The sequence below is a fragment of the uncultured Pseudokineococcus sp. genome (assembly GCF_947495735.1).
In the GTDB taxonomy this organism is placed as follows: Bacteria; Actinomycetota; Actinomycetes; order Actinomycetales; family Quadrisphaeraceae; genus Pseudokineococcus.
The window spans coordinates 140,549-160,060 of the sequence record NZ_CANMAA010000003.1 but is presented as its reverse complement, the minus strand read 5'-3'; the positions used below and the strand labels follow the sequence as shown (position 1 = coordinate 160,060).

The window sequence follows — 19,512 nt, the reverse complement described above, 5'->3', positions numbered from 1 at the left end:
GTTACCGGCCGGTAACTTAGGAGCGCGCTCCAGGGGCGCCGGCCTCGGGCGCGAGGACGCGCCCACCTGCTCGGCGGCCCGGCGGGCCGCGCCCAGCGAGGGAGGCCTCCCATGAGCCAGACGACCCAGGCGAGCCGGCGGGCCGGTCGCCGCGCCCAGCAGCGTCCCGACCAGCAGCGGACGGGCCGGCTCCCGGAGCAGCGCCCCGGGGGCTCCGTGGCGCCGGCCGACCTGACCGCGCTCCTGGCCGGGCGGTGGGGCTGGGTGCGCGATGAGGCCCGCGCCACGCTGCCCGAGTCGCTGTTCACCACCGACCCGCACGCGCCGCTCGACGTCTACCGCGACGAGGTCCTCGAGGTCGTGCGCCAGCTGGCGGCCACGGGCTCGCCCGCGCACGGCTTCCCGCGCGCCGTCGGCGGGGGCGGGGACCTGGGGGCGAGCGTCGTCCAGTTCGAGATGCTCGGCTTCGGCGACCTGTCCGTGATGATCAAGTCGGGCGTGCACTTCGGGCTCTTCGGCGGGGCCGTCCAGAGCCTCGGCAGCGCCGAGCACCACCGCCGGTACCTGCCGGCGACGATCGCCCTGGAGACCGTCGGCTGCTTCGCGATGACCGAGACGGGGCACGGCTCGGACGTCGCCAACCTCGAGACGACGGCCGTCTACGACGTCGAGGCCGAGGAGTTCGTGCTGTCGACCCCGCACGACGGCGCCCGCAAGGACTACATCGGCGGGGCGGCCCGGCACGCGCGCGTGGCGTCCGTCTTCGCCCAGCTGGTCACCGGTGGACCGGGCGAGGAGCCGCGGGGCCGGGGCGTGCACTGCTTCGTCGTGCCGCTGCGCGACGCAGACGGCGCGCTGCTGCCGGGCGTCGAGGTCGAGGACGACGGCCCCAAGGCCGGCCTCAACGGCGTCGACAACGGCCGCATCCGCTTCACCGACGTGCGCGTCCCGCGCGCCGACCTGCTGGACCGCTTCGCGCAGGTGGCGCCGGACGGCTCCTACTCGAGCAGCATCGAGAGCCCCGGGCGGCGCTTCTTCACCACGCTCGGCGCCCTCGTGCGCGGCCGCGTGTGCATCGCCGCGGGCGCGGGAGCGGCCACGCAGCAGGCCCTGGCCGTCGCCGTCCGCTACGGCCTCACGCGCCGCCAGTTCACCCGCCCGGGGGCCGACGGCGCCCAGGAGGAGGTCGTCCTCCTCGACTACCGCGCGCACCAGCGGCGGCTGATGCCGGCGCTCGCTACCACCTACGTGCTGCAGCTCGCGCAGAACGAGCTGACCGCTCGCCTCCACGACCTGCAGTCGGCTCCCGAGGGCTCGGTCTCCGACGACGCGCAGCGCGAGCTGGAGAACCGCGCGGCCGGGCTGAAGGCCCTCGCCACGTGGCACGCGACGTCGACCATCCAGACGTGCCGCGAGGCGTGCGGCGGTGCGGGCTACCTGGCGGCCAACCGGCTGCCGCAGCTCAAGGCCGACACCGACGTCTTCACGACGTTCGAGGGCGACAACACCGTGCTGATGCAGCTCGTCGGCAAGGGCCTGCTCACGGGCTACGCCGAGGACTTCGGCGAGCTGGGCACCTGGGGCACGGTCCGGGCGGTCGCGGACCAGGTGCTCGACCGGGTGCTGGACCGCACGTCGGCCCGGGCCGCGGTGCAGCGCCTGCTCGAGGCGGCGCCCGGCCGGGACGACGACGCCGACCTGCGCGACCGCGGCTGGCAGATGCGCCTGCTCGTCGAGCGCGAGGCGCACCTGCTCGTCGGGGTGGCGCGGCGGCTGCGGCGCGCGAAGGCGCCCGGCGCCGACGCGGCCGCGATCTTCGACGACGCCCAGGACCACCTGCTCGCGGCGGCCAGGGCGCACGTCGACCGGGTCGTCGTCGAGGCCCTGGTGGCCGCCGAGGAGGAGTGCGAGGACGAGGCGACCGCCGAGGTCCTGGCCCGGGTCGGCGACCTGCACGTGCTGTCGGTGGTCGAGCGCGAGCGCGCCTGGTACCTCGAGCACGGCTGGCTCACCCCCGGCCGCAGCAAGGCGGTCGTGGCCGCCGTCAACGAGCTGTGCCGCGAGGTGCGCGCCGACGCGCGCCTGCTCGTCGACGGGTTCGGGATCCCTGAGCGCTGGATCACCGCACCGATCGCCACGGGCGCCGTCGGGCAGCCCTCCGAGGCCGAGGGCTCCGGCCGCACGACGACGTCGACGGCGGGCGCCGCGCCCGTCGCCGAGGACCCGGCGCTGGCCCGGCTGCCGCTGCAGGCCGGCTGAGCCGACGACGTCGTCGTCGCGCGAGGTCGTGACGGCGTCCCGCGCGCTGCGAGGATGGGGACGTGGACGAGGCGCAGGTGCCCGCGGGGCGTGCAGGGGCGGAGCCCCGGTGGCTGGACCCGACCGAGGACCGCACGTGGCGCGACCTGCTCGCGATGACCCAGCTGCTGCACGTCAGCCTCGACCGGCAGATGCGCGCCGAGGCGGGCATGCCGCAGACCTACTACACGGTGCTCGCCATGCTCTCCGAGGCGCCCGGGCGCCGGCTGCGCATGAGCGAGCTGGCGGCCATCACCACGTCCTCGCCCAGCCGCATCTCCCACGCCGTCACGCGGCTCGAGGAGAAGGGCTGGGTCCAGCGCTCGCGGGCGGCCGACGACGGCCGGGGCGCCGTGGCCGCGCTGACCGACGAGGGCTGGGACGTGCTGTCGCGCACCGCCCCCGGCCACGTCGAGCAGGTGCGGCGGGTGGTCTTCGACCCCCTCACCGACGAGCAGCGCGCCCAGCTGGGGGAGATCTGCCAGGCCGTGCTCGGGGCGCTCGAGCACACCCCGCACGGCGCTCGGCGCGACGAGTGCGGCGAGGCCTGAGCCGCCGCGGGGCGCGGCGGGGGGCCGGGGCGGGCGGCGTCCCGCGGCCGTCGGACCCCGCGCCGCCGCGCACGCGCGGCCCCGGGCGCTGCCGTGCGGGTGGAGCACTACTGTCCGCGGGATGAGCACCTCCCGCAGCGCCGACGGCGCCCGCCGGCCTCCGGAGCGCGTCTACCCGCCGGTCATCCGGCTCGCCAAGACCGGGTTCAAGGTCCTCGGCATCACGACCCGCCTCGAGGGGCTGCAGAACGTGCCCGCGACCGGCGGCGCCGTCCTCGCGAGCAACCACGTCGGGTACACCGACTTCATCTTCGCCGGGCTCGGCCCGTGGGAGGCCCACCGCCGGCTGACGCGGTTCATGGCCAAGGAGAGCATCTTCCGCCACCCGGTCGCGGGGCCGCTGATGCGCGGCATGCACCACATCCCCGTCGACCGCTCGGCGGGGTCGGGCTCCCTGCGAGCGGCGCTCCGGGCGCTGTCGGCCGGCGAGATCGTCGGCCTGTTCCCCGAGGCGACGATCTCGCGGTCGTTCACCGTCAAGCCGATCAAGTCCGGGGCGCTGCGGATGGCCGCGTCGGCGAGGGTGCCCGTGCTGCCGACGGCGGTGTGGGGCACCCAGCGCCTGGTCGGCAAGGGCAACCCCCGCGACCTCTCCCGCGGCCAGACCGTCTCGGTGAGCGTCGGCGAGCCGATCGAGGTGACGCCCCGGACGGTGGAGGAGTGCGCCGTCGAGCTGCGGCGCCGGATGCAGGTCCAGCTCGACGAGCTGCAGGCCGCCCACCCCGACACGGCCCACCCGGGACCGCACGCCTGGTGGCTGCCCGCCCACCTGGGCGGCAGCGCGCCGACGCCCGAGGAGGCCGCGGAGATCGAGCGCCCCCGCGGGCTCTGACGCCGCCCGCCCCGGCCGCAGACCGGGGGCGCGAGGGCTGGACGGACCGGGCGGCGGGGGAGCCGCCCCGGCTCAGACGACGCCGTAGAGCCGGTCCCCGGCGTCCCCGAGCCCGGGGACGATGTAGCCGTTCTCGTCGAGGCGCTCGTCCACCGCGGCCGTGACGACCTGCACGCGGTCGTCGTCGCCGATCGCCTGGCGCAGCGCCTCGAGGCCCTCGGGGGCGGCTAGCAGCGTGATGGCGGTGACGTCGTCCGCGCCCCGCTCGAAGAGGTAGGCGATGGCGGCGGCGAGCGTGCCGCCCGTCGCGAGCATCGGGTCCAGCACGTAGCACTGGCGCCCGGAGAGGTCGTCGGGCAGGCGGTTGGCGTACGTCGTCGCCTGGAGGGTCTCCTCGTCGCGGATCATCCCGAGGAAGCCGACCTCCGCGGTGGGCAGCATCCGCGTCATCCCGTCGAGCATGCCCAGGCCGGCGCGCAGGATCGGCACGACGAGGGGCTTGGGCGAGGTCAGGTGGGTGCCCGTCGTCGGCCCCACCGGCGTGGTGATGGCGACCTCGGCCGTGCGCACGTCGCGCGTCGCCTCGTAGGTGAGGAGCGTCACCAGCTCGTCGGCGAGACGGCGGAAGGTGGGGGAGTCGGTGCCCCGGTCGCGCAGCACCGTCAGCTTGTGGGCGACGAGCGGGTGGTCCGCGATGTGCAGGCGCATGGCGTCGACCCTAGCCGTGCGCCACCATCTCTCCCCATGTCCTACTTCACGGCCGTCATCACCTGCGAGGCGGGAGCCTGGCGCTCCCACGACGTCGACATCGAGGACGTGACGGACCTCGACGACCTCGCGGACGTCCTGCGCGGCGTGGCGCCCGACGGCGGCACGGCGCTCGCGGTCCTCGAGCACGAGGACGAGTGGTTCGCGGTCGCCCGCCTCGACGGCGACTCCCTCGCCGCCACCGAGGACGTCGACGAGGAGGTCCGGCTCTTCGTCTCCGACCTGGCCGCCTCCCAGCGCAGCCACTACGGCGACCTCGTCGCCCCCGCGGCCGACATGGAGGCCGAGCTGGGCGAGGAGCCGGAGGAGGCGCCCGAGGAGGTCACCGACCCCGCGAGCCGCACCCAGGGCCCCGGCGTGGAGGCCGCGGCGGTGGCCCCGGTCGAGGCCGACGACAGCGAGGCGGAGCCCGACTCGCAGACGCCGGGGCTGGCCCCCTGGTCGGGCGACCCGGACATCCTGTCCGACCTGGGCGTCGACCGGGCCCGGCTGCTCGCCGTCACCGAGGGCTCGCCCGAGGACCCGGACAGCGCCCTGGCCCAGCTGGGCGCCGACTGCGGCTTCGACGAGCTGCTCGAGGCGCTGCGCTGACGGGCTCCCGCAGCGGCGGGGCGGACGACCCGCCCGCGGGCTCCCCGGGGCACCTGTCCGCGCTCATGGGGCTGGCGCTCGACGTGGCGCGGCGCGCGGCGCCCACCGGTGACGTGCCGGTGGGCGCTGTCGTGCTCGGGCCCGACGGCGCGGTGCTGGGCGAGGGCGCCAACCGCCGCGAGGCGGACGGCGACCCCACGGCGCACGCCGAGGTCCTCGCGCTGCGCGAGGCCGCCCGCACCGCGGGCACCTGGCGCCTGGAGGGCGCCACCCTCGTGGTCACGCTGGAGCCCTGCACGATGTGCGCCGGGGCGCTGCTGCTGGCGCGCGTCGAGCGGCTCGTCCTGGGCGCCTGGGACCCCAAGGCGGGGGCGACGGGCTCCGTGCTCGACGTCGTCCGCGACCGCCGGCTGCCCCACCGCGTCGAGGTCGTGGGCGGCGTCCGCGAGGACGAGTGCGGCGACCTGCTGCGCGCCTTCTTCGCCGAGCGGCGGGGTGCCGGCGAGCGGGGCGCGCCGTCGGACGACCCCCGGGTCTGGACCGGGGAGCCACCGGGGGAGTAGGACGAGCGCCGTGCCCGTCGACGCGTCCGAGGTGGCGCTGCTGCGCCTGGTGGCCCAGCGGCTCGCCGGCCCGCGCGAGCCGGACGCGGCCTCCGCGGTGCGGTGGCTGCTCGCCGCGCAGGCGCAGGACCTGCGCGGCGCCCTCGTCTCGACGGCCCTGCGCACGGCCGACGCCGACGCCGACGCCGACGCCGACGCCGACGCCGACGCCGACGCCGACGCCGACGCCGACGCCGACGACGACGCTGGCCCTTCCGGGGCGGTCGGCCCCGGGCCGGGCCTCGCCGGGGTCAGGGCTGCGCTCGACGCCGGGACCGTCGTCCGCTCCTGGCCGATGCGCGGCACGCTGCACCTCGTCGCCGCCGAGGACCTCGGCTGGCTGCTCGCGCTGACGACCGAGCGCCAGATCCGCGGGGCCGCGGCGCGCCGCGCCGCGCTGGGCCTCGACGAGGCGCTGGTCGAGCGGGCGCGGGAGGTCGTCGTCGACGCCCTGCGCGGGGGCGGGGCGCTCCCGCGCGACGCCGTCCTGGCGCGGTGGGAGGAGGCCGGGGTCCTCGGGGGCGACCGGCGGGTCCCCCAGCGCGGCTACCACCTGCTGTGGACGATCTCCCAGACCGGGACGACCTGCTGGGGCCCGCTGGTCGGCGGCTCCGACGAGCAGGCGCTGGTGCTGCGCGAGGAGTGGGTGCCGGCCCCGCGGGGCCTGGAGCACGAGGAGGCGCTCGGCGAGCTGGCGCGGCGGTACCTCGCCTCGCACGGCCCGGCGACCGCCGCCGACCTCGCGCGCTGGTGCGGGCTGGTGGCGCGCGACGTCCGCGCGGGCGTCGCGCTGGCCCGCCCGCACCTGGAGGCGGTGGACGTCGGGGGCGTGGAGCACCTGATGGACCCCCAGACGCCCGAGCGGCTGGCCGCCTGCCGCGACGACGCGCGCCGCACGATGCTGCTGCCCGGCTTCGACGAGGTGGTGCTCGGCTACGCCGACCGGTCGGCGACGGTCCCGGCCGAGCACGCCCAGCGGGTCGTCCCCGGGGGCAACGGGGTGTTCCTCGGCACGGTCGTGACCGAGGGCCGCGCCGTCGCCACGTGGAAGCGGACGGGCCGGCGCACGGGGCCGGCCGTCGTGGCGGCGCCCTTCGCGGAGATGGCTCCCGCGGTCGCGGACGACGTCGTCCGGCTGGGGGCGTCGCTGCCCGCCTGAGCCCGACCCCGGCGCCGGCGTGGTGGCGCGAGCTCGGCGGCGGCGCACCGGTTTGGGCCCCACGGCGGACCGCCGGTACTGTTCGCGGCGGTGGCGTGTCCGAGCGGCCTAAGGAGCACGCCTCGAAAGCGTGTGAGGGGGCAACTCCTCCGTGGGTTCAAATCCCACCGCCACCGCCAGCAGCTCCTCCCGCGAGGGGCGCCACGAGACCCGCCCCGGACCCGTCCGGGGCGGGTCTCGTGCGTCGGGGGTCGCCGCGGGCGCGCTCTGTCACCGGGCGCCAGTCGACCGGGCGACGGGGGTCAACCTTCGGTTGACAACCCCGCGGGGCGTCAACATATGGTTGACGCATGACCTCCTCCCCCGACCCCCGCCGCACGTGGTCGACCGGCCTCGCCCTCCTGGGCCTCGCCGCCCTCCTCGGCCTCCTCGTGACCCTGGTGGAGCCGCCGCTCTGGGCGAGCGTCGCCGTGCTCGTCGTCATGCTGGTGCTCGTCACCGCGGGGGGTGCCTCGATCCGTCGCCGCGACGGCGGATGGCGCCCGTCCGAGACCCACGGCGACCCGCCCCGATGACGGAGGCCGAGCCGGTCCGGCCGGAGATCGACGCCGACCGCACCGCGCAGGTCCTGGCCGAGGCCATCGGCCGGCTCGACGTGGCCGCCGAGCCCCGCACGGCCGAGGAGCACCTCCGGCTCGTGGCCGTCGCCGCCGCCGTCGAGGCGCAGTCCCGCGCGCTGCTCGCCGAGGCCGTCGCCTCCTCCCGGGCGGCTGGGGTGACCTGGGCGGCGCTCGGCGGCAGGCTGGGCATGAGCAAGCAGGCCGTGCAGAAGCGCTTCGCCTCCCGCGCCGAGCCGTCCGGGGACGAGCTCGACGACGGCTCCCGGGTGCTCGGCCCCGTCACCGCCTTCACCGAGATGGGCGAGCTGGCCATCGCCGGTCGCCACGGCTGGCACAGCGTCGAGTTCGGTCCCCTGTTCCACCGCGTCGTGCGCTCGCCCACGCAGTGGGAGCACGCTCGGGTGTCCATGCTGCGCGGCCGGGTCCGCTCCCTCACGGGAGAGGGGTGGGTCGTCATCGGCTCCGCGTTCCCCTACACCTACCTCAAGCGCGACCTGGGCACGCCGGCGCTGGCCGAGGACGACCCCCCGCTGACCGCTGACCGCTGACCGCAGCTCGGCCGGGCGGTGTGTCGGTCGCCGCCGCGCGGTGACGCCGACCCGCTGGGCGGGGCGTCAGGCGGTCGGGTCCCCGGTCGGCGGCGTCGCCGGGGCGGCGCGGTGCGCCACCCGCTCCGGGACGCGCGCGCCCGCGGGCAGCTCGGGGCAGGGCTCGGGCTCGCCCCAGGAGGCCACCAGCGGCAGCACGCCCGCCCACACCGGCTCACCCTCGGCGCGCACGTCGCTCTCGTCGTCGCCGGGCGGCCCCGTGCGGACCTTGACGGACGCCTCGGACAGGTCCAGCGCCAGCACCGACGTCGCGGCCAGCTCGCGGCGGTCCGGGCGGCGGGTCGCGTCCCACGAGCCCGGCGCGAGGTGCTCGGTCAGCGCGGTGAGGCCCTGCTCGCGCTCGGCCGGGTCGGTGACCTCGCGCGCGGCGCCGTGCACGACGGCGCAGCGGTAGTTCATCGAGTGGTGGAAGGCCGAGCGCGCGTAGACGACGCCGTCGACGAGCGTCACGGTGAAGCAGACCTCCGCGTCGGCCGACTCCCGCAGCGAGCGGGCCCCCGTCGAGCCGTGCAGGTACAGGACGTCCCCGACGCGGCCGTAGGCGGTCGGCAGGACGCGCGGGGCGCCGTCGACGACGACGCCGAGGTGGCCGACGAGGCCCGCGTCCAGCACGGCGTGCAGGTCCGCGCGCTCGGTGCGCGCGCGCCGGGCGCCGCGGCGGACGGTCGAGCGCTCGGTGGGGGACAGGGGAGTGGGGGACAGGGGGCCGGAGGACAGGCGGGCGGGAGCGGTCATGCGACCACCCTGGGCGGGCTGCGTGGCATCCTGCGAGGGCCAGGACCGAGCGGTTCCGGCAGGCCACCGGGGAGGTGCGCGTGGACGTCCCACCGCTCGTGGTCGACCGAGCCGCCGGCGAGCCGCTGCCCGTGCAGGTGGCCGCCGGGCTCCGCGACGCCGCGGTGCGCGGGACCCTCGCGGCGGGGGAGCGGCTGCCGTCGACGCGCGAGCTGGCCCGGGCCCTCTGCGTCAGCCGCACGGTGACCGCGGCGGCGTACGACCAGCTGCTGGCCGAGGGCTGGGTCGAGGGGCGCCGCGGTGTCGGGACCTTCGTCGTCGACGCGCCCGCGCCCGACGAGCCCCGCAGCCGGCCGCGCCCGCGGCGCCGGCCGGAGCAGGCCGCGCGCACGGGGGTCGACCTGCGGGCCGGCACGCCCTGCACCGAGGTGCTCGAGCGCGCCGCGTGGCGCCGCGCCTGGCGGGCCGCCGGCGACCAGCCGCCCGACGCCTCCCCGGACCCGCTGGGGGACCGGGCCTTCCGCGCCGCCGTGAGCTCCCACCTGCTGCGCCACCGCGGCCTGCCCGCCGACCCCGACGACGTCGTCGCCACCACCGGGACGTCGGCCGCCGTGGCCGAGGTCGCGGCCCTGCTGCCCCGCGGGGCGCGGGTCGCCGTGGAGGACCCGGGCTACCGCCGCGTCGTCGGGGCGCTGCGGGCGGCCGGGCTCGTGCCGGTCCCCGTCCCGGTGGACGCCGACGGGCTCGTGGTGGACGCCGTCCCCGCCGGCGTCGCCGCCGTCTACTGCACCCCGGCGCACCAGTTCCCGCTCGGGGGGCGCCTGCCGGCGGGGCGCCGCACCCGTCTGGTGGAGCGGGCCCGCGCGGAGGGCTTCCTCGTCCTCGAGGACGACTACGACGGCGAGCTCCGCTACGACGTCGCCCCCCTGCCGCTGCTCGCCGCGCTCGCGCCGGACGTGGTGGTGCACCTCGGCACGACGTCGAAGACCGTGAGCCCGACCCTCGGCGCCGGGTGGGCGGTCTGCCCGGCGCCGCTGCGCGAGGCGCTGCTGGACGCCCGGACGCGGACCGGGACACGGCCACCCCGGGCGGGCCAGCGGGTGCTGGCGGCGATGGCGAGCAGCGGCGACCTCGCCCGCCACCTGCGCCGGCTGCGGCGCGAGCTGTCGTCGCGCCGCGAGCTCGTGCGCGCGGCGGTGCTGGCGTCCGGGTGCGAGCCGGTCGGCGACGACGCGGGTGCGCACCTGGTCGTGCCGCTGCCGTCGCGGGCGCAGGAGGAGCGGGTGGTCGCCGCGGCGGCGGGCGCGGGCGTGGTCCTCGGCGGCCTGGCGGGCAGCTGCCTGGAGTCCCGGAGCGCCGGCGTCGTCGTCGGGTGGGCCGCTCCCCGCCGGGTGGAGCTGGAACCGGCGCTGGGGGTGCTCACCGCCGCGCTGGCCGACGAGGCGTGACGACGCCGCGCGCCGCCGTGGTGCTCGGGTGCGGCGGGACGGAGGAGCTCAGGACGTCCGGGCCTCGTCGTGCTCGTCGTCGCGCCGGCGGTCGGGCGCGACGTAGGAGCTCGCCGGAGGGAGGTCCCTCGGACGACCCATCGTCCGGGCGTCTCCTCGGCCTCGGTACCCACCGCGGCGCGGGAAGTCGACCGTGCGAGCGCTGGTGCTGGTGGCTTCTGCGCTGGTCACGTCAGGCCTCCTCAGCAGCGGTGCTGCTCTCCAGCACCTCGATCCGCTCGACAGCACCTGCGGCGACGTAGAGGGGGTACCCCGAGCCCCTCTCTCCCAGCCGTCCGGTCTCGCCGCCCACCTCCCACGCCTCTTCGGGGTAGAGGTCAGGGTCGTGGGGGAACCCGCTCGCGTAGGAGTCCCCGGCGAACCTCCCGGCTAGCCAGGTGCCGTCGGGGAGCCGCAGCCGGAGGAGGGCCCTCGGCCGCTCGGCGAAGAAGAAGTCCCACGCCCTCGGATCAGGACTCCGTCCGAGGAGCAGGCGGAGCACGCGGTCCTCGTGCGCCGGTGACAACCAGCGACGGAGGCGGGGCCACGACCCGCTGCGGTCCGAGCGCGTCGCGCACAGCCCTCCGACGACGGTGCCAGCAGCGCCAGGGAGAGCCACGACGACGACCAGGCCGAGCCACAGCACGGCGAACTGGCCGACGGCCAAGTCGTCCCGGCCGGCGATGGCGACGCGGTAGACGAGGTGCTCCGGCCAGGCGAGCACCACCGCGGGACCGCAGACGCGGCGACGAAGCGCAGGACTCGATCGCCGAAGCCGACAGTCGATCCTGCGCCCTCCCGCTCGCACGCCCACGTGCAGACGGCCCCCGGAAGGACCACCACGACCAGGAGGAGCAGCCCGACGAGCGACGACGGCACCTCACCCAGCACGACTCCCCCTCGTCGCCGTCCAGCTCGTCTGTGCAGACGCTAGGCCGGGGGGCCGACAACGGCGTCGAGCCGGGAGGCTCCGCGTCGGTCACCCCCGGTGCGGGAAGATGCGGCCGCGGCCTCCCGGGCCGCGGCTCACCCGCCCCACCTGAGGAGCTCGTGATGCTCGCCGCCCAGCTCGTGCTCGGCTTCGTCCTGCTCGTCGTCGGCGGGGAGCTCCTCGTGCGCGGGGGCGGTGGCCTGGCGCGGGCGTTCGGGCTGTCGCCGCTGGTGGTGGGCCTGACCGTGGTGGCCGCGGCGACCAGCGCGCCGGAGTTCGCGGTGACGCTGATGGCGACGCTGGACGGCGCCCCGGGGCTGGCGGTGGGCAACGTCGTCGGCAGCAACATCGCCAACGTCCTGCTCATCCTCGGGATCTCCGCGCTCGCGCTGCCGCTGCCCGTGGGCCGCCCGGTGCTGCGGGTGGACATGCCGGTCGTGGTGGGCCTGAGCGTCCTCGCGCTGCTCCTCGCGCTGGACGGCTCGGTGGGCCGCCTCGACGGGGGAGTCCTCCTCCTCGCCGTCGTCGCCTACCTGACGCGCTCGGTCGTCGCCTCGCGCCGGGAGGAGCGCGCCGCGGCGGACGCCCTCGCCGCGCAGGCCTCCGGCGGAGGTGGCGCAGGAGCCGCGCGCCCGCGCGTCGCGGGCGCCGCCGCGGCCCACGGCGCGCTGCACGCGCGGGGGCCGCAGGCGGCGGACGGCGTCCGGGTCGCGAGCGGGGCGACGGCGGCGCCCCGCCCCGGCGCCGCCGGCACCGGTCGCGGGCGGCTGCTGCGCGACGCCGCGCTGCTCGTCGCAGGGATCGCGCTCCTCGTCGCGGGGTCCCAGCTCCTGGTGGGCGCGGCGAGCACGATCGCGGCCGACCTGGGCGTCAGCGACCTCGTCGTCGGCCTCACCGTCGTCGCCGTCGGGACGTCGCTGCCGGAGCTCGCGACGTCCGTCATCGCGGTCGTGCGCGGCGAGCGCGACCTCGCCATCGGCAACGTCGTCGGGAGCAACATCTTCAACGTCGGGGCCGTCCTCGGCCTCACCGGCCTCCTGAGCCCCGGCGGGGTCCCGGTCGCGGACAGCGCACGCGCCGTGGACCTGCCGGTCATGGTCGCGGCCGCGGCGGGGCTGCTGGTGCTGGCCCTCCTGGCGTCCGAGCTGTCGCGCGGCGACGGCGCACTCCTCCTCGCCGCCTACGGCGCCTACCTCGGCTACCTCGTCCTCGACGCGTCGGGCAGCACCGCGCTGGGGACCTACCTGCAGGCCGTGGCCGCGGCCGGCGTCCTCGCCGTGGTGGCGGTCGGCGGTGCGGCGGTCCTCCGGGCGCGGCGCGGCCGTCCCTGAGCGGGACCGGGCCGGGCGCCCGTGGCAGCCCCGGCCCGCGGGCAGCCCTGGCGCGGGCAGCCCTGGCGCGAGTCGGTCGTGGCCCGACGTCAGCCCTGGTCCGCGGTCAGTCCCGGGCCCAGATCAGTCCCGGGACCGCCCGCGCTCGCGACGCCGCTCGACCTCGCCACGGGTGGCGGCGAGCTCGTCGCGGGCCCAGGCGGCCTCCTCGTAGCGGCCCTCGGCGGCCAGGCCGCGCATCTCGGCCTCGAGCTCGACCTCGAGCTGCTCGAGGCGGTGCGGCGTCGCGGCGGTCAGCTGGACGACGGACGTCCGCGTCGTGCCGCGCGAGCCGTCGGGACGCAGGACCGGCATCCGGTCGGGCACCGAGCCCATGTGGTGGGCCCGCCCCGCCGGGTCGGGCGTGCGCGGAGCGCGGCGGCGGCCGCGGACGAGGTCGCGGGCACGACCGCCGGCCGGTGGCACCGCGTCCGCCGGCTCGGGCGGGTCGGGCTGCGCGCCGTCCCCGTCCGGCGGCGGCGCGGGGCCGTCCGGCGGCGGCGCGGGGCCGTCCGGCGGCGGCGCGGGGCCGTCCGGTCCTGCCGGGCCGTCCACGAGCCGGCTCAGGGGGCCGGGGTCGTCGGGGCGGGCGTCACCGCCGGGCACCCGGCGGGCACCGAGGCCGGGTCCGGGACGACCGAGGCGGTCAGCGGGGTGTCCGCCGGCTCGAGCTGGGTCCAGGCCTCGCCGAGGACGAGGTCGACGGCGGGACCGGCGCGCTGGTCGTCGCGGACCAGCTCGGCGCCGGGGGCCACGCTGGCCAGGCCCTGCGCGGCGCGCTCGCCCTCGGGGCCGTGGAGGATCTGCGCGGCGCCGGGCACCTGCGTGCCCTCGGGCGCGTTGGCGACGGCGCCGACGACCACGCCCCGGGCGGTGAGCTCCTGGGCGACCCCGCCGGCGAGGCCCGCGCGCGTCGTCGCGTTGAGGACGGAGACCTCGACGCCCGCCGCGTCGACCGGCACGGTCGTCGCGGTCGGGCACGAGGCGCTCGGCTCGGCGCTGCCCGGCGCGTCCGCCCCGAAGGGGCCCGCCCACCAGCCGCGGTTGACCCCGGCCGCGCCGATGCCGATGCCGAGGACGACGAGGAAGATCGCGACGAAGACCAGGCTCTGGCGGGCTCGGGTGCGCCGGCGTCGACGCTCGGCGCGCTGGAGCGCCTCGGTCTCCTCGTCGGGGTCGGGAGCGCCCAGCGGCGCCTGCGGTCGGTCGTCGGCCATCTCAGCCCTCCAGGACGAGGACGCGGGCGTGCAGGGTCGACCGCTGCTGCAGCGCGGCGCGGACGGCGCGGTGCAGGCCGTCCTCGAGGTACATGACGCCCCGCCACTGCACCACGTGGGCGAACAGGTCCCCGTAGAAGGTCGAGTCGTCGGCGAGCAGCGCCTCGAGGTCGAGGGTGCGGCGCGTGGTCACGAGCTCCTCCAGGCGGATCTGACGGGGCGCGACGTCCGACCACGCCCGCGTCGTCGACAGGTCGTGCTCGGGGTAGGGGCGCCCGTCGCCCACGGCCCGGAAGATCACCCGGCCACTCTAGGTCGTGGCTCCCCGCGTCCCCGCTGTCCGCCGGGCGACGGCGCGTCCTCGACGCCCGCGCGGGCTCCTCCGGCCACGGGTCGGCCGCTGCGCCGCCGTGGTCCACCGGACCGCCCGCTCCTGCGGTGCGGGGGGCTCTGCCCGCACGGACGGGGCGGGCCGCGGACGGGCCGGGCCGAGGTGGCGCAGGGCTCTTGACGCCGCCCCCGCGGCCGCACGAGCCTGCGCCCGCAGACCACTCCCGGCGGAAGGACCCACCGTGGCCCTCAGCGACTTCCCGCGCCACCCGCTCACCTTCGGCCCCAGCCCCGTGCACCCGATGGACCGGCTCAGCGCCCACCTGGGCGGGGCCCGCGTCTGGGCGAAGCGCGAGGACGTGAGCAGCGGCCTCGCCTACGGCGGCAACAAGACGCGCAAGCTGGAGTACCTCGTCCCGGACGCCCTGGCGCAGGGCGCCGACACCCTCGTCTCCATCGGCGGGTACCAGTCCAACCACACCCGCCAGGTGGCGGCCGTCGCCGCGCACCTCGGCCTGCGGGCCGTCCTCGTGCAGGAGGACTGGGTCGACTGGCCGGACCCGATGAGCGACCGGGTCGGCAACATCCTGCTCTCGCGGATCATGGGAGCCGACGTGCGCCTGGACCCGGCCGGCTTCGGCGTGGGCTTCAAGCCGAGCTGGGAGAAGGCGGTCGAGGACGTGCGCGCGGCCGGCGGGACGCCGTACGCCATCCCGGCGGGCGCGTCGGACCACCCCCTCGGCGGGCTGGGGTTCGCGCGCTGGGCCGAGGAGGTGCAGCAGCAGGAGCGGGAGCTCAGCGTCTTCTTCGACACGGTCGTCGTGTGCGCGGTCACGGGCTCCACGCAGGCCGGGATGATCGCGGGGTTCGCCGGGCAGGAGCGCCCCCGGCGCGTCCTCGGCATCGACGCCTCCGCGAAGCTCGCCGAGACCCGCGACCAGGTGGCGCGCATCGCCCGCCGCACCGCCGACATGGTCGGCCTCGGCCGTGACCTGCGCGAGGACGAGATCGAGGTCCTCGCGGGCTGGGCCGGGGAGCTGTACGGCGTCCCGGTGGACTCCACCCTGGACGCCATCCGGCTGGTGGGTCGGCTCGAGGGCGTCGTCCTCGACACCGTCTACGAGGGCAAGTCCATGGCCGGGCTGATCGACCTGGTGCAGGACGGGACCATCCCCCGCGACTCGAACGTGCTGTTCGCCCACCTCGGCGGCCAGCCGGCGCTCAACGCCTACTCGGGGCTGTTCCGCTCCTGAGAGGCAGGACCCCTGGCGGCCGGCCGGCCGGCTACGCGGAGCGCAGGAGCTCGAGCGGCGAGGGACCCACGACGAGGATGCTGCCGCAGGCGGTGCACACCCGGTCGGGGCAGTCCTGCTCGTGGCCGTCGACGCAGTCGACGAGCTCGTGGGGCACGGAGCGGCCGCACACGGCGCAGTCCATGTCGTCCAGGGCGGCGGAGGCGGAGTGCTCCAGGGTGGCGCGAGCGGCGCGGGAGGAGGCCATGGCACGACGGTGCCACGGGGGCCCGACAACGGGCTGCACGCGCCCCGGCGGGTCACCCGAATGAAGCACCGCAGGACGACGCAGGCCCCGTCCCGGAGGGGACGGGGCCTGCGTGGTGCCGGTCCGCGGTGCCGCGGGCCGACCGAGGCGGAGGATGGGGGATTCGAACCCCCGAGGGTCTCCCCAACACGCTTTCCAAGCGTGCGCCATAGGCCACTAGGCGAATCCTCCGCGGAGGAGCCTACCGGAGGTGGGCGGGTGCCCGCGTCGCCCCCGTCCCCGGGCCGCCGTGGCGTTCCGCCGTGCGGGTCCGCCGGGCGGCCCGCGCCCGGGACGGCTTCCGGGCCGCGCGCGACGTCCCCTACAGTTGGCGGCGGCCCCTCGCGTGGCGCCACCCCGCTGAACTCCCCCAGGGCCGGAAGGCAGCAAGGGCAGGTGGGCTCTGGCGGGTGCGCGGGGGGTCCTCTCACGTCCGGCCGCGCGCCCGGAGCCGTCTGCCGCGGTCGCCCGCGGGGGGTGCGGATCGCCGCCCCCGGGTGTCGGCGAGCGCCGTTACTGTCGTCGCCGTGGCTGGACCGACGCTCGCGCTGTACCGCCGCTACCGGCCGGAGTCGTTCGCCGACGTCATCGGCCAGGAGCACGTCACGGCCCCGCTCATGCAGGCGCTGCGGACGGGCCGCGTCAACCACGCCTACCTGTTCTCCGGGCCCCGCGGCTGCGGCAAGACCACCTCGGCGCGCATCCTCGCCCGCTGCCTGAACTGCGCCGGGCCGGACGGGACGGCGCAGGGGCCCACCGACACCCCCTGCGGCGTCTGCCCCAGCTGCGTGGAGCTCGCCCGCGGCGGCCCCGGCAGCCTCGACGTCGTCGAGATCGACGCGGCGAGCCACGGCGGCGTCGACGACGCCCGCGAGCTGCGCGAGCGGGCCACCTACGCCCCCGCGCGCGACCGCTACAAGGTCTTCGTCGTCGACGAGGCGCACATGGTCAGCCCCCAGGGCTTCAACGCGCTGCTCAAGCTCGTCGAGGAGCCGCCCGAGCACGTGATGTTCGTCTTCGCCACGACGGAGCCGGACAAGGTGCTCGGCACCATCCGCTCCCGCACGCACCACTACCCCTTCCACCTCGTGCCCCCCGAGGCCCTGCTGCGCTACCTCGAGGAGCTCTGCGAGGCCGAGGGGGTGTCCGTCGGCAAGGGCGTGCTGCCGCTCGTCGTGCGGGCGGGGGCCGGGTCGGTGCGCGACTCGCTGTCCGTGCTCGACCAGCTCATGGCGGGCGCGGGCGCCGAGGGCGTCGACTACGAGCGGGCCATCTCCCTGCTCGGCTACACCCACGCCAGCCTGCTCGACGACGTCGTCGACGCCCTCGCCGCGGGTGACGGCGGGAGCGTGTTCCGCGTCGTCGACCGCGTCATCGAGTCGGGGCACGACCCGCGGCGCTTCGTCGAGGACCTGCTCGAGCGCCTGCGCGACCTCGTCGTCGTGCGCGCCGTGGGGGAGGGGGCCGCCGCGGTGCTGCGCGCCGTGCCCGACGACCAGCTGGCCCGCATGCGGCGGCAGGCCGACTCCCTGGGGGCCGCCGAGCTGAGCCGAGCCGCCGACGTCGCCAACGCCGCGCTGACGGAGATGGTCGGGGCCACGTCGCCCCGGCTGCACCTGGAGCTGCTGTGCGCCCGGCTGCTCCTGCCGGTCGCGGACGCCGGCGAGGGGGGCCTCGGCGCGCGCCTGGACCGCCTCGAGCGGCGTCTCGGCGTCCCCGCGACCGGGCCGGTCGGCGTCCGCTCCGCGTCCGGGCCCGCCCCGGAGGCCGCCTCGGCCCCGGAGGCCCCGGCGCGGGCGACCGAGGCGCCCTCCCGCGCCGAGGAGCGGGTCGACGCCCCGCCGGCCCCGGCGCAGCCCGTGGTCCCGCGCCCGGAGGCCGGCGAGGGCGAGCAGGGACGGCAGGCGCCGGAGGAGGCGCAGCCAGCACCCGCGGCACCCGCACCTGCGCAGCCGGCTGGTCCCTCCGGGGGCGCGCGCCCGGGGGAGGGCGGCGACGCGGGGGGTCCCGGGGCCGCGCGCGGGTCCGGCGGCGACGTCGACACGGTCCGGCGGATGTGGGTCGACGTGCTGGAGAGGGTGTCGGTGCTCCGCCGGGCCACCTGGTCGCTCGTCAGCCAGCACGCCCGGGTGCACGAGGTGACGGGGGGCTCCGTCCGCCTCGCCTTCTCGTCCTCGGGCCTGGCGGAGACGTTCCGCCGCGGACCGCACGGGGACGTCGTCCGGCGCGCGCTCGTCGACGTGATCGGGCTGGACCTGCCGGTGGAGCCCGTGGTCGACGGCCACGGGGGGCCGGCCCAGGGCGGGCCGGCCCAGGGCGGGCCGGCTCAGGGCGGGCCGGCCCAGGGCGGCGGCGAGCCCTCGTCCGCCCGCGGGTCCCGCTCGCCGCGAGGGGGCGCCCAGGACGAGGAGCCCGGTCCGCAGGAGCAGCCCCGTGGTGCCCGAGGCCGAGGACGGGCCGATCAGGGGCCCGCCGCTCGCGGCGAGCAGGTCGCTCCCCGGGGTGCTGACCCGGCTGGCCGGGGCTCGGAGCGGGCGGGGAGCGGGCAGGGCCCGCAGCCGCCGGCGACCCCGGCCCGGCCCGAGACGCCGGTGGAGGAGGACTGGCCCGAGCCGGCGACCCCGGGCGGCGGGCGGCGGGTCGAGGCCCCGGACGCCGGCGCCCCAGCTGGTGGTGGCTCGGCCGTCAGCGCTCCCGAGGCGGACGCGTCCGTCGCCGGCGCCCCGGACGCCGGTGCCACGGACGCCGGTGGCGCGGCCGCGGACCCCGAGGCTGGTGCTGCCCCTGCCGCGGCGTCCGCGGTCCGTGCGTCCCCGGAGCCTGCGTCCCCGGTCGGCTCCGGTCCCGCCGAGCAGGCGACGGCGCCGCCGCGCGACGACGCTGCCGAGGAGGCGAGGCGCTCCGGCCGTGGTCGCGCGCCCGACGGGGGCGACCGTCGCGAGGACGGCGACGGGCAGGCCGGGCGCGAGGCGCCTGCTGCCCGCCGGCCGGAGCCCGGTGGGGCGCAGTCGGCGCTCGCCGGGGCCCGGGCGCGCGCCGGCGGCCGCGGCGCGGCGTCCGGCACCCGCTCGCGGCGGTCGGGCGGGCCCGGGGAGGACCCGGGCGCGTCCACGAGCGCACCTGCTCCCCCGGCGGACTGGGACGACCTGCCCCCCGCGGAGCCGCCGGACGACGACGCGCCGCCGGAGCGCGACGACGCGCCGCTGCGTCGCGCCCCTGCCGGCCCGTCTCCCGCCGGTCCGTCCTCCGCCGGTCCGTCCTCCGCCGGTCCGTCCGCCGGGAGCGGCCCCGACGACGGGGCGGGGGCCCGGACGTCCTCTCGGCCGTCGAGCCCCTCCGGCACGAGCGCCTCCGGCACGAGCCCCTCAGGCACGAGCGCCTCAGGCACGAGCTCCCCAGGGGCGGGTCCCGCGGGACCGGGCGCCGGTCCCGGGGTGGGCGCGGCGGCTGCGGCGATGGCGAGGTCCGCCGCCTCGGCCGGTGGGGGGCCGGCCCCGTCGACGGCGGGCGCCGGCGTCGCGGCGGACCCCGCCGGGGCGCGCGCCGGGGCGGCCACCGCGCTGTCCGGTGCGGCGGCGGCCCGTGCCGCGGCCGCGGCCTCTCGCGCCCGGGCCGGCGGAGCCGCGGCGCCGCCCGCCGCAGCGCCGTCACCGGGTGACGACGCGCCCGACCCCGAGGACGTGCCCAGCCCCGACGACGCCGACGCCGAGGACGCCGGGCTCGTGGGCGCGCGCCTGGTGGAGCAGCTGCTCGGCGGTCGCGTCATCGAGGAGACCGGCGGCTGAGGTGGCGCCGGTCGCCGGGGGCGGCGGCC

The 19,512-nt window shown here is 78.1% G+C and carries 19 protein-coding genes, 2 tRNA genes, 1 other RNA gene and 1 pseudogene; 14 read left to right on the top strand and 9 right to left on the bottom strand.

Features of this window, described 5'->3' with window-relative positions:
• Nucleotides 1-111 precede the first annotated feature (111 nt).
• From Q0848_RS06040 to Q0848_RS06030, 3 genes are all read left to right on the top strand, one after another.
• Entirely contained in the window at nt 112-2,259 is a 2,148-nt protein-coding gene (locus Q0848_RS06040) for an acyl-CoA dehydrogenase (protein WP_299036051.1), read from the top strand.
• 62 nt (nt 2,260-2,321) lie between these two features.
• Nucleotides 2,322-2,849, top strand: a complete 528-nt coding sequence (locus Q0848_RS06035) for a MarR family winged helix-turn-helix transcriptional regulator (protein WP_299036049.1) — start codon at nt 2,322-2,324, stop codon at nt 2,847-2,849.
• A gap of 121 nt (nt 2,850-2,970) precedes the next feature.
• Nucleotides 2,971-3,741 carry a 1-acyl-sn-glycerol-3-phosphate acyltransferase gene (locus tag Q0848_RS06030; protein ID WP_299036047.1) on the top strand — a complete coding sequence of 257 codons (771 nt, stop codon included), beginning with the start codon at nt 2,971-2,973 and terminating at the stop codon, nt 3,739-3,741.
• 72 nt (nt 3,742-3,813) lie between these two features.
• On the opposite strand, the gene upp is transcribed toward Q0848_RS06030, so the two are convergent.
• On the bottom strand, nt 3,814-4,449 hold the full coding sequence (upp, locus tag Q0848_RS06025; protein WP_299036045.1) for a uracil phosphoribosyltransferase: 636 nt from the start codon (nt 4,447-4,449) through the stop codon (nt 3,814-3,816).
• A gap of 36 nt (nt 4,450-4,485) precedes the next feature.
• Between upp and Q0848_RS06020 the strand changes: the two genes are divergently transcribed.
• From Q0848_RS06020 to Q0848_RS05995, 6 genes are all read left to right on the top strand, one after another.
• Nucleotides 4,486-5,100, top strand: a complete 615-nt coding sequence (locus Q0848_RS06020; RefSeq protein ID WP_299036043.1) for a hypothetical protein — start codon at nt 4,486-4,488, stop codon at nt 5,098-5,100.
• Nucleotides 5,101-5,165: 65 nt separating this feature from the next.
• Nucleotides 5,166-5,663, top strand: a complete 498-nt coding sequence (gene tadA, locus Q0848_RS06015) for a tRNA adenosine(34) deaminase TadA (protein ID WP_299036041.1) — start codon at nt 5,166-5,168, stop codon at nt 5,661-5,663.
• A 10-nt stretch (nt 5,664-5,673) separates the two neighbouring features.
• Complete coding sequence (locus Q0848_RS06010) at nt 5,674-6,861, top strand: winged helix DNA-binding domain-containing protein (protein ID WP_299036039.1); 1,188 nt, start codon at nt 5,674-5,676, stop codon at nt 6,859-6,861.
• Between the two features lie 89 nt (nt 6,862-6,950).
• Nucleotides 6,951-7,040: transfer RNA gene (locus Q0848_RS06005), tRNA-Ser, on the top strand.
• A gap of 171 nt (nt 7,041-7,211) precedes the next feature.
• Entirely contained in the window at nt 7,212-7,436 is a 225-nt protein-coding gene (locus Q0848_RS06000; RefSeq protein ID WP_299036037.1) for a hypothetical protein, read from the top strand.
• A complete protein-coding gene (locus Q0848_RS05995; RefSeq protein WP_299036035.1) occupies nt 7,433-8,029 on the top strand; it encodes a hypothetical protein in 597 nt (198 codons plus the stop codon). The genes Q0848_RS06000 and Q0848_RS05995 overlap by 4 nt, the downstream gene beginning before the upstream one ends.
• 66 nt (nt 8,030-8,095) lie before the next feature.
• Here Q0848_RS05995 and Q0848_RS05990 read toward each other — a convergent pair whose 3' ends face one another.
• On the bottom strand, nt 8,096-8,824 hold the full coding sequence (locus Q0848_RS05990; RefSeq protein WP_299036033.1) for a pyridoxamine 5'-phosphate oxidase family protein: 729 nt from the start codon (nt 8,822-8,824) through the stop codon (nt 8,096-8,098).
• An 80-nt stretch (nt 8,825-8,904) separates the two neighbouring features.
• On the opposite strand from Q0848_RS05990, the gene Q0848_RS05985 reads away from it, so the two are divergent.
• On the top strand, nt 8,905-10,272 hold the full coding sequence (locus Q0848_RS05985) for a PLP-dependent aminotransferase family protein (RefSeq protein ID WP_299036031.1): 1,368 nt from the start codon (nt 8,905-8,907) through the stop codon (nt 10,270-10,272).
• Nucleotides 10,273-10,504: 232 nt separating this feature from the next.
• Here Q0848_RS05985 and Q0848_RS05980 read toward each other — a convergent pair whose 3' ends face one another.
• Both Q0848_RS05980 and Q0848_RS19010 read right to left on the bottom strand, forming a co-directional pair.
• On the bottom strand, nt 10,505-11,038 hold the full coding sequence (locus Q0848_RS05980; protein ID WP_299036030.1) for a DUF6338 family protein: 534 nt from the start codon (nt 11,036-11,038) through the stop codon (nt 10,505-10,507).
• Between the two features lie 17 nt (nt 11,039-11,055).
• Nucleotides 11,056-11,190, bottom strand: a pseudogene (locus tag Q0848_RS19010) (DUF6338 family protein); the annotation flags it as partial.
• A 174-nt stretch (nt 11,191-11,364) separates the two neighbouring features.
• On the opposite strand from Q0848_RS19010, the gene Q0848_RS05975 reads away from it, so the two are divergent.
• Nucleotides 11,365-12,573, top strand: a complete 1,209-nt coding sequence (locus tag Q0848_RS05975) for a calcium/sodium antiporter (RefSeq protein WP_299036028.1) — start codon at nt 11,365-11,367, stop codon at nt 12,571-12,573.
• 123 nt (nt 12,574-12,696) lie between these two features.
• Here the strand turns inward: Q0848_RS05975 and Q0848_RS05970 are convergent, their stop codons facing one another.
• The 3 genes from Q0848_RS05970 to Q0848_RS05960 are packed head-to-tail and all read right to left on the bottom strand — an operon-like array spanning nt 12,697 to nt 14,130.
• Nucleotides 12,697-13,167 (bottom strand): hypothetical protein, encoded by a 471-nt coding sequence (locus Q0848_RS05970; protein ID WP_299036026.1) that lies wholly within the window; start codon nt 13,165-13,167, stop codon nt 12,697-12,699.
• Between the two features lie 8 nt (nt 13,168-13,175).
• Entirely contained in the window at nt 13,176-13,829 is a 654-nt protein-coding gene (locus Q0848_RS05965; RefSeq protein ID WP_299036024.1) for a LytR C-terminal domain-containing protein, read from the bottom strand.
• Nucleotide 13,830: 1 nt separating this feature from the next.
• Nucleotides 13,831-14,130: a type II toxin-antitoxin system VapB family antitoxin gene (locus Q0848_RS05960; protein ID WP_299036022.1), complete on the bottom strand. Its 300-nt coding sequence runs from the start codon at nt 14,128-14,130 to the stop codon at nt 13,831-13,833.
• 271 nt (nt 14,131-14,401) lie between these two features.
• Between Q0848_RS05960 and Q0848_RS05955 the strand changes: the two genes are divergently transcribed.
• Nucleotides 14,402-15,412, top strand: a complete 1,011-nt coding sequence (locus Q0848_RS05955) for a 1-aminocyclopropane-1-carboxylate deaminase (RefSeq protein WP_299036020.1) — start codon at nt 14,402-14,404, stop codon at nt 15,410-15,412.
• 31 nt (nt 15,413-15,443) lie between these two features.
• Here the strand turns inward: Q0848_RS05955 and Q0848_RS05950 are convergent, their stop codons facing one another.
• Nucleotides 15,444-15,659, bottom strand: a complete 216-nt coding sequence (locus tag Q0848_RS05950) for a hypothetical protein (RefSeq protein WP_299036018.1) — start codon at nt 15,657-15,659, stop codon at nt 15,444-15,446.
• A gap of 148 nt (nt 15,660-15,807) precedes the next feature.
• Nucleotides 15,808-15,890, bottom strand: a tRNA-Ser gene (locus Q0848_RS05945).
• Between the two features lie 141 nt (nt 15,891-16,031).
• Between Q0848_RS05945 and ffs the strand changes: the two genes are divergently transcribed.
• An RNA gene (gene ffs, locus Q0848_RS05940) (signal recognition particle sRNA small type) lies at nt 16,032-16,128 on the top strand.
• A 97-nt stretch (nt 16,129-16,225) separates the two neighbouring features.
• Nucleotides 16,226-19,483, top strand: coding sequence for a DNA polymerase III subunit gamma and tau (locus Q0848_RS05935; protein WP_299036016.1), 3,258 nt, complete (start codon nt 16,226-16,228; stop codon nt 19,481-19,483).
• Nucleotides 19,484-19,512 lie beyond the last annotated feature (29 nt).

Coding starts and splice junctions, on each gene's coding strand:
- Q0848_RS06040 (WP_299036051.1), top strand. CDS start 112: ATGAGCCAGACGACCCAGGCGAGCCGGCGGGCCGGTCGCCGCGCCCAG.
- Q0848_RS06030 (WP_299036047.1), top strand. CDS start 2,971: ATGAGCACCTCCCGCAGCGCCGACGGCGCCCGCCGGCCTCCGGAGCGC.
- upp (WP_299036045.1), bottom strand. CDS start 4,449: ATGCGCCTGCACATCGCGGACCACCCGCTCGTCGCCCACAAGCTGACG.
- Q0848_RS06020 (WP_299036043.1), top strand. CDS start 4,486: ATGTCCTACTTCACGGCCGTCATCACCTGCGAGGCGGGAGCCTGGCGC.
- tadA (WP_299036041.1), top strand. CDS start 5,166: ATGGGGCTGGCGCTCGACGTGGCGCGGCGCGCGGCGCCCACCGGTGAC.
- Q0848_RS06000 (WP_299036037.1), top strand. CDS start 7,212: ATGACCTCCTCCCCCGACCCCCGCCGCACGTGGTCGACCGGCCTCGCC.
- Q0848_RS05995 (WP_299036035.1), top strand. CDS start 7,433: ATGACGGAGGCCGAGCCGGTCCGGCCGGAGATCGACGCCGACCGCACC.
- Q0848_RS05990 (WP_299036033.1), bottom strand. CDS start 8,824: ATGACCGCTCCCGCCCGCCTGTCCTCCGGCCCCCTGTCCCCCACTCCC.
- Q0848_RS05975 (WP_299036028.1), top strand. CDS start 11,365: ATGCTCGCCGCCCAGCTCGTGCTCGGCTTCGTCCTGCTCGTCGTCGGC.
- Q0848_RS05965 (WP_299036024.1), bottom strand. CDS start 13,829: ATGGCCGACGACCGACCGCAGGCGCCGCTGGGCGCTCCCGACCCCGAC.
- Q0848_RS05950 (WP_299036018.1), bottom strand. CDS start 15,659: ATGGCCTCCTCCCGCGCCGCTCGCGCCACCCTGGAGCACTCCGCCTCC.